General features: G+C 58.1%; 12 protein-coding genes and 1 pseudogene. 2 read left to right on the top strand and 11 right to left on the bottom strand.

Annotated features, from left to right (window positions below; translation table 11 throughout):
- Positions 1-10: 10 nt before the first annotated feature.
- From AAFG16_RS17820 to AAFG16_RS17810, 3 genes are all read right to left on the bottom strand, one after another.
- Entirely contained in the window at positions 11-1,519 is a 1,509-nt protein-coding gene (locus tag AAFG16_RS17820; RefSeq protein WP_342740010.1) for an ABC transporter substrate-binding protein, read from the bottom strand.
- A 112-nt stretch (positions 1,520-1,631) separates the two neighbouring features.
- Positions 1,632-1,790, bottom strand: coding sequence for a hypothetical protein (locus AAFG16_RS17815; RefSeq protein ID WP_342740009.1), 159 nt, complete (start codon positions 1,788-1,790; stop codon positions 1,632-1,634).
- An 18-nt stretch (positions 1,791-1,808) separates the two neighbouring features.
- Positions 1,809-2,975: a mandelate racemase/muconate lactonizing enzyme family protein gene (locus AAFG16_RS17810; RefSeq protein ID WP_342740008.1), complete on the bottom strand. Its 1,167-nt coding sequence runs from the start codon at positions 2,973-2,975 to the stop codon at positions 1,809-1,811.
- 135 nt (positions 2,976-3,110) lie between these two features.
- Between AAFG16_RS17810 and AAFG16_RS17805 the strand changes: the two genes are divergently transcribed.
- Both AAFG16_RS17805 and AAFG16_RS17800 read left to right on the top strand, forming a co-directional pair.
- Entirely contained in the window at positions 3,111-3,815 is a 705-nt protein-coding gene (locus tag AAFG16_RS17805; protein ID WP_342740007.1) for a GntR family transcriptional regulator, read from the top strand.
- Between the two features lie 500 nt (positions 3,816-4,315).
- The gene (locus AAFG16_RS17800) at positions 4,316-5,233 is read left to right on the top strand and encodes a LysR family transcriptional regulator (RefSeq protein ID WP_342740006.1); all 918 of its coding nucleotides are present in this window, start codon (positions 4,316-4,318) and stop codon (positions 5,231-5,233) included.
- Here AAFG16_RS17800 and AAFG16_RS17795 read toward each other — a convergent pair.
- From AAFG16_RS17795 to AAFG16_RS17760, 8 genes and pseudogenes are all read right to left on the bottom strand, one after another.
- Positions 5,197-5,454 (bottom strand): DUF2274 domain-containing protein, encoded by a 258-nt coding sequence (locus AAFG16_RS17795; protein WP_342740928.1) that lies wholly within the window; start codon positions 5,452-5,454, stop codon positions 5,197-5,199. The two genes, AAFG16_RS17800 and AAFG16_RS17795, sit on opposite strands and share 37 nt — an antisense overlap.
- 87 nt (positions 5,455-5,541) lie before the next feature.
- Positions 5,542-5,976, bottom strand: a pseudogene (locus tag AAFG16_RS17790) (TrbI/VirB10 family protein); the annotation flags it as partial.
- 283 nt (positions 5,977-6,259) lie between these two features.
- A complete protein-coding gene (locus AAFG16_RS17785; RefSeq protein WP_342740005.1) occupies positions 6,260-6,790 on the bottom strand; it encodes a copper chaperone PCu(A)C in 531 nt (176 codons plus the stop codon).
- 439 nt (positions 6,791-7,229) lie between these two features.
- A complete protein-coding gene (locus AAFG16_RS17780) occupies positions 7,230-9,164 on the bottom strand; it encodes a CopD family protein (RefSeq protein ID WP_342740004.1) in 1,935 nt (644 codons plus the stop codon).
- Positions 9,164-9,523, bottom strand: a complete 360-nt coding sequence (locus AAFG16_RS17775) for a copper resistance protein CopC (RefSeq protein ID WP_342740003.1) — start codon at positions 9,521-9,523, stop codon at positions 9,164-9,166. Before AAFG16_RS17775 ends, AAFG16_RS17780 begins: the two co-directional genes overlap by 1 nt.
- A gap of 15 nt (positions 9,524-9,538) precedes the next feature.
- Complete coding sequence (locus tag AAFG16_RS17770) at positions 9,539-10,036, bottom strand: hypothetical protein (RefSeq protein ID WP_342740002.1); 498 nt, start codon at positions 10,034-10,036, stop codon at positions 9,539-9,541.
- A 146-nt stretch (positions 10,037-10,182) separates the two neighbouring features.
- Positions 10,183-11,430, bottom strand: a complete 1,248-nt coding sequence (amoB, locus tag AAFG16_RS17765) for a bacterial ammonia monooxygenase, subunit AmoB (protein WP_342740001.1) — start codon at positions 11,428-11,430, stop codon at positions 10,183-10,185.
- 25 nt (positions 11,431-11,455) lie between these two features.
- Entirely contained in the window at positions 11,456-12,277 is an 822-nt protein-coding gene (locus AAFG16_RS17760) for a methane monooxygenase/ammonia monooxygenase subunit A (RefSeq protein ID WP_342740000.1), read from the bottom strand.
- Between the last annotated feature and the right edge of the window lie 102 nt (positions 12,278-12,379).

Raw genomic sequence — 12,379 nt, 5'->3', positions numbered from 1 at the left:
GGCGGCCCCTTTAGCTTAGGTCCGCCTTGCTTAGGTCAATCGGCCCGTTAGGAAAATAGTATGCGGCGGTCAGATTTTTGGCCGCGCCATGGAAGGTCACGGCGGAAAAGAGGGACAAGCTCGGAACCTTGTTTGCGAGAGTGGGAAACGTCTCATTCTTGAAGATCCTGCGGCGCTCTTCCGGGTTTGTAGCGGCGCGTTCCTTGTCTAGCACCGCGTCAATTTCCCGGTCGTTGATCCCGGTGATCAGCGCGGCGCTTGAATGCCAGTTCGGTCGTAGCACGAGGTCCGGCTCCGGCGATCCCGTCATCCAGCCGACGTCGCACATGTGGCCCTGACCCTGGCCGTCAGCGCGTCGATAGATCGCCTGCTCCCACGCGGCCGGTTCAAGAACGGTCAGGCGAACATCAAGCCCCTGTTCGGCGAGCATCGCTGTGATCAGCTCGCCATACTCTTTCGTCTTCGGATAGAACCCGATCGAGGTGATATATTCGAGTTGCGGCAGCCCCCTTCCCTTTGGAAACCCTGCCTCGGCGAGAAGCTTCTGGCAGGCATCCGGATCGAACTTGGGATAATCGGGAATATCCGTGAAGCCGAACTTCGTCGGCGAAATATAGCAGTTAGACGGTGTGGCCGCCTCGCCCATCAGGGACAGGATTTGATCGCGGTCGATGGCGTGGCAAACTGCGCGGCGGATGCGAGCGTCGTTGAAAGGAGGCTTGTTGCACCGGAAGTGCAAATATTTGTTTTCGGTCGTCAGCGCCCTGTGGGTGGTGACTTTCGGGTTGCTTGACAACGAGGCGTATTGCTCGGGCTCCAGCCGTTCGGCAATGTGATATTCGCCGTTCAACAGGCCCAGCACGCGCGTGTTGGCTTCCGGAACGTAGGCATAGACGATCCGATCGATCTTGGGACGTCCGCCGTAGAATTCATCATTCGCTTCGAGGCTGTTCTTGTCTCCCTGCGTGCCCGCATATTTGAACGCGTTCGTGCCGTTCGGGCGCTTTTGGAGGAGCGCGGGATCGGCAATATCCTTTGCCGACAGGATTGGAAGGAAGCTCGAAATGAACCAGAAGGCAGACGCGGGGTAGCCGTGTTTTTCGGTCTTCAACCGGACCGTCAGTTTGTCGACGACCTCGACATCAACGCGGCCCGGATAGAGGGCGGATGCCGGGCGCGCCGGATTGGAGGCATACTCCATGGTCGCCTTAACATCTTCAGCACCGAACTCCTTGCCATCGTGGAATTTGACGCCGTCCCGAAGCTTGAACTCCAGGGTGTGCGCATCAATCAGCTTCCAACTGGTGGCGAGGTCCGGGGTCAGCTCTTCAGACTTGCCCTCCCGCATTTCGCAACGTGTCAGATGATTGAATACGAACTTCTCGAACTTCAACTGCCCCAGGGTCGTGTGAGAGGTTGGATCCCAGTTGCCGGTGACCGGGCCCATCGACGCCAGCACGACGGTTTTACTTTGCGCCGCCTTCGCCGGGAGCGATTTGAGACCCGCTCCGCCAGCCACGGCAACTGCTCCGGCTCCTGCAAGCAACTCTCTCCGCGTTACCATTTCGAGTCCCCTCTTCTTGCGTTAGACGCGCAAACAGCGCGCTTGATGAGCGCTCTCGTCAAATAAATTAGTCCACGACCACGCTTTCCAGCGCGATGCCGGCGAGCTGATCAGGCAGGCTTGCGCCAACGTTCGTGCGTAAACGACGAGCAAAATTGCGCGCGGCGGCGCGGCTCGGTAATGGTCCGCCGATGAGGCCTTTGAGACGAATGTAGCTACGGTCCATGTCACAACGCCTCCGTTCTCAGGCAACGCGGTAGCGATCAATCACGCCTGGATCAGGGTCGAGGCCAAGCCCCGGCCCTGTCGGCACGGCGATCTTTCCATTGACCGGAAGCGTAGCGCCGCCGTAGATCTCGGCCTCGAAATTGCAATAGAGCCGCTCGAGCATCGGGACTGATCGCTGCGCCGCATTGAGGTGTATGGTCGCGACCTGGCCGGGGCCGAAGATTGCACAATGCGGCACAAATTCGATTGATTCAGCCTGACAAAGCGCGGCGATCTTCAAGAGCTCGGAAATGCCGCCAGCTTTGGCGACATCAGGCTGCGCAATGTCGATGGCCCCTGCGGCGATCATCGCGACAAAATCATGCAGGCTGCCGGCATTTTCACCGGCGGCGATGTGGTGCCGGCCGGTTGAACGAATGCGGGCCAGCCCAGCATAGTTTTCCGGAGGCCAGACAGGCTCCTCCAGCCAGTACAGATTGAGAGGCTCGAGAAGCCGATCGTATTTGAGCGCCTCCGCCACCGGCCATGGGCAATTGGTATCCAGCATGACGGCGGCCTGTGCCCCCGCGGCTTCGACGGCGGCGCGGATTTCGTCCTCGGTGACCTCGTGCAACTTGATGTAACGATATCCTCGCTCAATTGCCTGCCGAGTGGCCCTGACGACATCGGCGCAATTGCCGTAGCGCATCAGACTGGCATAGACCTCGACTTCGCTGGCGAATGCACCGCCTAGCAATGCGGTGAGCGGCAGTCCGGAAATCTTGCCGAGGATGTCCCACAGGGCGATGTCGACCGCCGAGACGCCATAGACGATAGGGCCCACGCGGCCGAAATTCTGGAGCTGGAATTCCAAATCATACTTGATCTTGCCGATTTCCAGGGCGCTCCTGCCGATCACGAGCGGTAACACGCGCGTCTCGATCATCGCCTTCAGCGACTTGTCCTCGCACCGCGAGAAGGCTTCGCCCCACCCTACGACGCCCTGTTCGGTTTCCAGTCTCACCAACAGCGTGTCGAACTGCAGTTTCGGCGCTCCGCCGAAGCTCCAAGGCGGCACTCCGCCGGATTCGAACGGAATCGATAACAGGATCGCATCCGCCTTTACGATCTTGTGAGATGGGGCGGACGAGGAGAGGCGCTGCAGACCGGTGAGGCTAACGCCCTTGGTTTCGGAAATGCGCAAGCACGGCCCCGCTCAACTGCTGATTGTCGACAATTAACAAACAGCACGATTTCTCTGGTGTCAATGGCGAATGTTCGCCAATATCTGCCGGGACCTCAGAACGAACATTCCGCGCAAAACGCGGTTGGAGGAAAAATGGCTGCTAAGATCATCTCGGGATTGGTCGAGAAGCGGAGTTTGGACCGTGCGGCTGCCGATGTTATCCGCCAGGCGATCACCAGTGGCGGCCTAGCGCCGGGAAAGCGCCTGACAGAGACCGAACTGTCCACGGGGCTCAACGTGTCGCGCGGCACGATAAGGGCGGCGCTGCAGCGGCTGATGAGCGAGGGCCTCGTGAAGCAGAAGCCTTACTCAGGCTGGGAAGTTGCGAGTTTGACATCCAAGGATGCGTGGGAGCTGTACACGCTTCGATCCAGCCTGGAGGGTCTCGCCGCGCAGCTCGCTGCCGCCAACCCGAATCGGAGGCAACCAATTGAGGCGGCTTACGATGATATGAAGGCCGCCGCAAAAAGCCGGAACCAGAAGCGGATCAACGATAGTGATCTCGCGCTTCACAAGGCGATTGTCATCCTTTCGGGACATAACCGCCTCGCCGATCATTACGGCCTGGTCGAGCATCAGGTTCGCATGTACATGGCCTCTTCAAACGCAATCCTTGAACGACCCGACATGGTCATCGCGAACCACGAGAAAATGGTCAACGCGCTGCTCAGGGGCGATGCGGCCGCCTCCGAACGTTACGCACGCGAGCACAACAAGACCTCAGGCGAGCTTCTGGTTCGGCACCTTCAGGAGACAGAAGCCAAACAGACCAACAAAGCGGCTTCGCGCAAGCTCTAGGGAGGGAAGGCATGCGCAGTCAGCGATCGCAAAATTCGCGCAGCCGGGCAACACAGCGACAACCCTTTGCCTTCCAGGTCGCAGATGCCTTGCGTTCAGAATCGGGGACCCCTCCTGTTAGTATCGCTTACCAACCCAGTCCCCATGCCTAACGTTGCCGGAACGATCGGCCGGGCGATAAACGGGCCCTTGCTGATCGGCCCAAGATCTGCCGAGCGTACGAATGAAAGCCGCGGATCGCGTCCTTCAGCCACCTGCGCACTGTGCTCTTTGATTGTCCTCTGACCCAGCGGACGCAAAAGCGGAAGAGAGAGAACGGAATTCATCAGACGGTGAGTAGCCTGTAGTTGTCTTTTTCCATCACGCACCCTAACGTTTGAAATAACCTCGGTGAAAAATACGTATGCCGGCCGAAGTCGGAGGAGCTGACGCAACACAATTTATGGAGGGGCAAGAAAACATTTGGTCCCACAACTCACCATAGGGCTTCGAGCGTGGCTGTGGAATTTCGAGACCTACGCTGGGCGATCGCTGCGTCCCAGCATCGAAGCATCCGTCAAGCGGCAGAGACGCTTAGAATCAAGCAGTCGACGCTCAGTCGCTGCCTGCAAAGTCTCGAATACACGTTGGGCAGCAAACTATTCGAGCGCACCAACGGAGGTACGCGACCAACGATGGAAGGTCGAGAATTTCTCGAGGATGCCCGGCGCATCGTAGGCGAAGCCGAAGCAATGGCCGCTCGCCTCAAGACCCGCTCGCGTCGCGAGAGTGGTCGGTTGACCATCGGGATCCACACCTCCCTGTCAGCCGGCAATCTCCGAGCCACCCTCCTCGAGCACCGGCACCGCTTTCCCGATGCCGATAGACAGTTTGTCGACGGCGCGAGCGAGCATCTGATTTCGGACCTCGCCAGCTCAGCCATCGATGTCGCTGTCGCTGTCGTGGCAGATCCCAATCCGAATTGGAGCGGCAAGTCATTGGTGCTCTGGAGCGAACGTGTTATTGCAGCCCTCCCTGCGAAACATCCTCTGGCAAGTCATGACGTAGTTCACTGGGGCGAACTGCGGCGCGAACCGCTTTTGATGTCACAGCGTGGCCCCGGACCGGAACTCCTCAAGCTTCTCATCAGCAAATTAGGATCTTCCGATCCTTGCAAGCTGCTTCGCCATGACGTGGGGCTCGACCGGCTTCTCTCCCTGGTGGGCATGGACTTCGGTATTCTCCTCGCCCTGGAAAGTGCGACTGGCGCGACTTATCCCGGTGTCACCTTCCGGGAGGTGCATGATGCCGAGGGGCCGACGCGGCTGAGCTTCCGCGTCTTTTGGCGGCAGTCCAACGGCAATCCATTAGTACGCTCGTTTCTCGACTTGATTCGTGAACGCTATCCAGATCTTTCCGCCGACACGGGCGAGAGTTGAGCAGCACTTCGCCGGGCCTTCGCAAAGGCGCGGTCGGTCGCCATGAAACGCTCCATCATCGGCGCGATCAATTTGGCAGGCTCGGCCGGCGTCGTCGTACCTCCGCTGCGCGTCAGACTCTCGGCGTAGCTTTTGAGATCCCTGGAGACCGCCGGCGGCAGCTCGACGGTGAGCTTGACCGGCTTGTCGTCTTCAAGTGGCCCAAGCTTGAGCTTCGTCACGGTCTTCCTCCCTTGCCGTAGGGGCGCCAGTACCAAATCGCGCGTGACAATGACGCGGACCGGGAATCCTGGCCGGATGGTCAGCGTCGTCTGAATGTTGAGCTGGCGTTGCACGATCTGCTGGCCGGTCTGGCTGATGCTGTTGGACGCGCCGCTGCGGATCGCTTGAACGAGATTGTTCTCATTCTGGCTCGTGCCCGCCTCCGCTCCGACGCTGAGCATGGTCGAGAGGACGCAGCCTTGAACAGCATGCCCCAACGGTTGTCGACTTCATCCTCGGGCCGGCATAACCACCGGTGTCGGCACCAGGCTGGCGCTCCAGCACGATCGAGTTGCCGTCCGGCATGATGATGCGGGTCCAGACCAGGAGGATGCAGGACTGCCGAACGCGACGGAGCTATCATATTGCGCGATCAGCTTCGCACCCTGGGGGATGAGAAGATATTTTCCGGTCGGACTGTCATAGACAGCCTCCGTGATCTGGGCGGTGATCTGGCCAGGCAGATCGGACCGGGACACCATGTGCAAAGCCGTCCGTTGGAGGAGCAAATGTCTATAGAGTTTCTTGTTGGTGGTTTTCCGGAAAATCCAGCAATCGGGAGCAAGTTGAGCTGACTGAACTTCAGCTTCGAATTGCCCTGCCTCAAGCTGGGTATAGGATGATCCCATCCCACCATCCCTTCAGCATGGCTGCTTGATCGCGATGTTTCCAGATCTGGGGCGTTCCCAAATGCCTGTCGCGCAGAGGGTTCGATCTCCCACACCCCTGCCTCAGATGGCGTCCATGCTTCACCCTCATGGCACTTTAGTGGTGAGTGTGATGATGGATTGGCGTATCATCCTCTTCAGCCAAGCCCGCCCGCTCGATCGTGAATTCGATTGCTATCGTGCCGGCTTTTTCGAATTCCAACGTCCCTTTGACCATCTCTCCTTCCTTTAGCGCGCCGTGAAGTCCTTCAAACAGGATCCGCGCGCCACCGGGTTGAAGACGAACGAAACCACCAGGTTCTATTTGGAAGCCATGCTCATGGATGGCGAACTTAGCTGGCCGTGCGCCTGCATCGGCTTCCTGCAAGATTCCCTTCTCCCCCGAAAGCGACGCCCCGAGCAACCGATCTGGCCCTGTGCCCCTGTTCCGAATTTCGATCACATAAGCAGTCGTCGTGGTATTGGTCGTATCCTTTGCAGCCACCCAGGGATGCTGGATCAGTAGTGTTCCGACCTCAAACTCGTGGCTGACGGCGGTACTGTTAAAAAAAGCCAGGACGGCAACACCGGCAATCGGCGAAAGCAATGCCCTTGCACTCGCCATCAACATCGTGAGTTTCCAAGGCATCATGGCCTCCTCTGTAATCCGCGCTTTAGTGCTTACCACGTTATGTTCGCTGGAAAGGTGGTCAGCGAACGTTTCCCGCAACTGCCCCTTTTGGAGGTGGGCTCAACTGGGCTGTATCAAAATCATTCCGCTGAATGCCGGCAGCGCTGGCCACGATCACTCGGAGGCTGATACGGGATGGCGAGATGAGATCCGCTTCTCCTGCCACCGATCCCCCATCCCAGTGCCGCAAAAGAGCTACCGCCTGCTTGTCGACGCAGAATCTGCTCGCTACTATGATCATGGCTCGTTCCGGCCTGCGATCTTGCTGGCACTAGACCTGTCGCCGCGACAAATGATCGATTGAAACTCGCGGGAGGCACTGCGCTCGGCGAGAGCATTGATCGCGAGTGCGATCAGCGGGAGCCAGACAGCAGTGAAGGCAAGAGCGGCCCGGACGCTAATGGTCATGAACGCCTCTCTTGTTGATCTCCGGTTCGGCTTGGAGCTGCCTAATTGCGTCGATCAGTCGCGAAGGCGAAGCCAATCCCTCCGTCTCGTCCGAACGCCAGCGTGCGCGCACGAATCCGAATCTGTCGATAAGAAACTCGATTATTGCTGGAGGCGAATCGTTGTCATCGAACCCGGGGTTCGCCATTGTGCGCCGATAGAGATTCCACGCAGCGGCGATGCGATGGTCGATGTCGAACACGATGCAGAGATTTCCTGACTCCCTTGGAGATGGGAACTCCTCGGAGGGAGACGGCATCACCGCGACGATCATTCCGCCTGCTTGCTCGATGGCGCGCGCGTGTTGCGTCAACTGATCCAGGCGCTGCGTTCGGATGCCATCTCGGAAGATCAACACAAGTTTTGAGCGCCCATCGCTCCTATCTTTCAACTTCTCTCTCGGGTCAACGCCGCGGCACGTCGGAACGTCGATCGCGTGAAGCCACGGCTGCCCCGCCGATATTTCGGGACCAAGAACTCTTGCTTCATAGCCAAGCGATAGAGCCATCACGTACTCGACCACTCGCCACCTGTCCAACTCCGACAGACTTTCGGCAAAGCCCGGCATCGCCGAGGATGGGAAGCCATGGCTCACCCACCAGTACATGTCTCCCATCGTATGGTCTCTCGTGTGCGGAGCAGTGAGATCGGCGGGCGGCGGCTTCAAATCTTTTGCCAACGGGCCGTCTCCCCTACCCCTCAGGCCATGGCAAGCTACGCAATTAGCAGCGAACACGTCCTGCCCCAGGGCAATCGCTTGCGCGTCATACGGCACCGGAACCTTTGAGTAGGTCGAAGGATACGCGGGAACTGACAACCCGGGCAGTGCGACAGCCCCTGCGATGCCAAGTCCAGCAACAGCCGCGAGAGTCGCCCACCGCCATCTTCCCATACGGCCGAGCTCAAATGCGGCAATACTCCCAACTAACAGAGCAATGCAGCCGCCAATAGCCAGAACGTTACTTCCCGGTACGGTCCCCAAAGCGACGACTGGATCCAGGCGGAACGAAAGCGGCCAGACTATCTCGACGTGCCTCGATGGAATGGCCTGAGACAGGCAGCCTGCAAGTAGCGTGACCAGAAATGCGAAGGCTAGCTCGATCTTCAAGACCATCGCGAGTGGCTGAGTTGCCCCTTCGGTCTTTAGCAACGGCAATAGCCTCTGTCTGATAAACGCCGCGCAGATCAGGACCGTGCCGATGCAGGCGAACTTTCCTGTCAGGAGCCAGCCATATTCGGTCGCCACCAAGCCCGGCCAAGTCCCCACGTTTTCGATTGCTAGAGCTACTCCGGTTGCGACCACGAGCAACATGAGCGGCAGCGCGACCGTCGAAAAGCCGCTCAGGAGCCTAGATTTACTTTCGGGCCTCTCCGCTGCCTGGCGAGCCATCGCGACAACGAGGGTTGACAGTCCTCCGAACCAGAGCGCCGCCACAGCAACATGGATCATATTGATCGCGAGGTCGGCTATAGTGCCGCCAGCCGCCGAGTGACTCGAGAACAATCCCACCAGCAGCGACAGCCCGCCGGAACTCGCGGCAAGACTTGGCTTATGAAGAGGTCGCAAGCTCGCAAAGCCGACTAGCAAGAACCCAAGCGCCGCGACCTGAGCGCTCCCGAACCGCGTCTCCAAAATAATGAAGAGCACGTCGCTGGTGCGGACAGCTAAGACCGGCTTGCCTAGGACGGCGCCGATCCGAACCGTCAAATACAAGAGACCGAGGACGAGTCCTACGGACGCAGCCATGGAAGCTATCGTCGTGAAGCGCGACCGAGTGCCGCTTTCAAGACCTTCGCGCCACAGTGCCAAACCCCAGCAGAATCCGCCGAAAGCTGCCGTGGAGGCGAAAGCAGTCCCTCGCGCAAGTGAGAGGACCGTTTCCATCAAGGCCCTCGGTAGAGAAAATTAAACTTGCCTTCCGTGCGATGCCCATCAATCGAGACAACGCTCCAACTGACGGTATAGAGGCCAGCAGATAAATGAGGTAACGAAACATTCACGATTCGCCCATTGCCGCTTAGCACGGGCTGCGAAAGCCCTGATACGGCTTTATCATCGCGAGAAAGGGCGACATTGATGAGCCGCGGTTCGAGCGCTTCAGTGAAGTACAGGACCATCGGGTCGATCGGAACTGAAATTTCGCTGCCATCTTGCGGCGTCGATCGAATGAGATGCGCATGAGCGAGTACCGCGCCTGGAATTCCGATCAGCACGACCATCATGAACAGCACAAACCTTTTCATCGAAACAACTCTCCTTTATCTGTGGTTCGCCGAGGATAGCTCCCGCCCGATCGAGTATCGTCGACGTGCCCACAGAAACGTTCCCACGGCGCCTGACACTACGACCAGGCACCACGCCAGAAGACGTATCAGACTCCAGCCTCGCCCCACGTCGAATGGAAAGTTTGCCACGCTTTGCCCGCGAGCCTCGATCGCCACCATGCCGACGTATCTGCCAGCTTTGTCGAAATTGACGTCGATCTTGATCGTTCCGTTCGGATACTTCCTTGGTGGAATGTACAGTATGCTGGATGGTGTGTTGGTCATTTCCATCCTTTGTACGCCGTCATCTCTAGCCAGGTTCACGCTTATCGGGATGTCTCGAAGGGACTCGTCGACGAAATCGAGAACAATGATCGTTCGCCCGACCTCCGGTATGTCCTCACAAAATTCGGCTCTCGAGCTCTGCGGCTGATAGCCAGTAAAATGCATGAAGTAGCTCTCCACTTTCAGCTTGCATTGGTCAGCCTCCATGGACACAGCTCCGTGCGCATGACCTTCGCGGACCGCGGCAAGAACAAAGAGAGCGCCGAGCGCCATCACAAGGACGGCCGCGAACGCCCCTCTTCCGCTCGCGGTCGTCCACCACTGACCTCGCCGCAACATTCGCCCACTCAAGCTTAATTAAGTTCGGTGAATACGGGCACGATTGGTCCCCCCATCTCCGCTATGACGCGTTTCCCATTCGGAGTGTAGAGGAGCAACAACCCACCGAACTTGGAGTCGACGTCGGTGAGGAAGCTGACAAGGCGCTCCAATTCCCACACGGCGTCCGTTGCCTCGACGAGCACTTCTCTCGTCTCACCGGGATTTATCGGCGTATCACTACTGAGCTCAAGCCCTGTGCGTGCGACGAGATCCCTTGGGTAGGTTGGATCTACATTGGCTACTGCCGCTGGGAGCCCCTGATTGAGGAAGCGGATGTTTGCGGTCGTAAGCTCGCCGATTGAAAGAGGTTCTGACCCTTTGTTCGTTATCCTGGTCGCTAACCTCATTGAACGGCCCGGCACGTCATAGGTGGCCAATATGACCTTGACCTCTGCGTCAGCAGGGCTTGCCGGGCGCGGCGCGACCCTATTCAACCCGCTCTGGAGGGGTACATTATATGGATATTCCTGATTGGCTCGGACGTAGCCGCCGAAGACCATGACGAGAACGACCGCCGCCACAATGATCCCGACTCCGGTGTCCCTCAACGAGACCAACAAATCCTCCCTGCCCTTCTGCAGAACGAGCCATCGAGGCAAAAACAGCGGACGAACCAACCAGAACAACAACCAAGCCGCAGCCACGGCCAGCCAGGCCACATGCCATCCGACCGCGTTAGTCAGCCCGAACGTCTGCAAGTCGTCGATCTGCAGACCAGTCATAGTCTTCATCGGAAACACGAACGAATGCGCATCACCCGAGATGTTTATCCACTGACCCGGTCCCACCAGAGGGCCAGATCCCTTGATCGAGATCGAAGGATGGATGTGGCTGCTGCCCGGTGTGCGCCCCTCAAGAACCATTCGAAAATCGTAGTCGCGGCCAAGTTCCAGCTTTGCGAAAGACTGCCTCGCTGGCTCATCGTTGAGGTATGTTTCCACCCTGGCAATTGTTGGCCCCGGCGATACGCTCGATACGAAAACAATATCCGGCGGAGTAACTGCGTCCGGCCAGTCCTCCATCAGCCTGAATTTTCCCGTTAGCTCGAACCGCTCGTTCACCTTCACGTCAGTTTTGGAGAAGTGGACATCGTAGAACTGTACCGTCCGGGTCCTCAAGTATGGCTCCTGAGCACGTTCGCCATGAGCGGCTGCGCTAGACACTCCGGCAGTGAAGGCAACAACCCAACCGGCAGCGAGTTTTATAAGTTTCGCCAACATACCCGTCTTCCCTGTGCTTATTCGCTTAGGACGCTGGCCTGCTTTTCATACCCATGAAGGATTTGACGACATCACCGTTCTTGAGGAACGTCGTCTGGGACGCAAAACGCCCCAGCTGCCACCAAAGTTGGTGCATGAATATGCAGATGAAGCCCGCGAACGCCGCCGACACCCAACTAACCGAGCTACCAAAAGTCCGGAGCGTACCGCGCTCGATGATACGCAGATACTCAGGCATGTTCGAACGCGGAAATGTGTAACCGATCATGTCGGCCAACGATGCGACCATTCCTTGGTGCTCGACTGGGAGATAGAACGGAGCCAAAGCGGAATAATTCGATGGCCAGAATACGAATCCGAACGCAAAGCCCGCGAAGATGGATGTGAACAGGCTATTGCGAAAGACGATTAAGGCCATATCCATCAACAATGCGCCCGCAATCACCTGTGACGGCACACCTTCCGTGAACGGGAAGCCTGTCCATATCCACCAATTCGCGTAACGTCCGAGCCACGTGGTGATCAGCAACACTGTCGCGCCCACCGTCGCGCCGATGGGTAAACGGAAGTTGACCCAGAAGATCGCCTGCAGAGCAGCAGGAAACATGATCATGGAGATGGGCGCGACAAGGGGCCAATATTGCCGGTCTTTCCAGTCGACATACATGTCCCAATCACCGACCGTGAGCATCACGTGCAGATGGAATGCTCCCGCAAAGAGGGGCACCACCGCCGCCACGACCAAGAAGTCGAATATGCGCGAGTATCTTGCTGCCTTGGGGGTTAGACCGGAGACAAAAATGACCGTCTCACCCTTGGGGCCAGCTTTCCTTTTCGGAATCGCCACTGCATCTATGTCGGTAATTTGAGGTGACTCCTCTCCCTAGGGTTTACCTGCTCCCCCGGACTGGGATCGCTGTCCGGCAAAGGCTGTTGGCTTGTATTGTTG

It is taken from the genome of Bradyrhizobium sp. B117, from assembly GCF_038969555.1.
Taxonomy (GTDB): domain Bacteria; phylum Pseudomonadota; class Alphaproteobacteria; order Rhizobiales; family Xanthobacteraceae; genus Bradyrhizobium.
The sequence above is the reverse complement of the archived record's forward strand: the minus strand, read 5'-3'. Positions and strand labels throughout refer to the sequence as shown.